Source organism: Streptomyces sp. 4F14, assembly GCF_048159485.1.
Lineage (GTDB): Bacteria > Actinomycetota > Actinomycetes > Streptomycetales > Streptomycetaceae > Streptomyces.
On the sequence record NZ_JBLRVY010000331.1, the window covers coordinates 1 to 334 of the forward strand.

The following is a 334-nucleotide window of genomic DNA, read 5'->3' on the forward strand; positions in this document are numbered from 1 at the left end:
CGGTTCGGCCGCCTGCGGCAGCTCGGCGTCCGGCTTCTCGATGGCCTGCACAAGAAGACGGATGCCTTCCCGCGCGGCCGCGGCGAAGGGCTGACGGACAGTGGTCAGAGGCGGCGAGACGTAGGCGAAGACCGGGTTGCCGTCGAACCCGACGACACTGATGTCCTCCGGAACCCGCCGCCCGGCTTCCCGCAAGGCATGGATCAGGCCGATGGCCATCTCGTCTCCCGCGGCGAACACCGCGGTCACGGACCGGTCCGAGGCCAGCGCCCGACCCGCCGCGTACCCGGAGTCGGCCGACCAGTCACCGTTGAGCAGCGGCGGTTCGTGCGCG

At 71.6% G+C, this 334-nt stretch carries 1 protein-coding gene; it reads right to left on the reverse strand.

The genetic code is table 11. The annotated features are described in order from the left end of the window. Window positions 1-334, reverse strand: a 334-nt coding sequence (locus ACLZOT_RS50975; RefSeq protein WP_416976114.1) for a substrate-binding domain-containing protein, incomplete at both ends; no start/stop codon positions are given.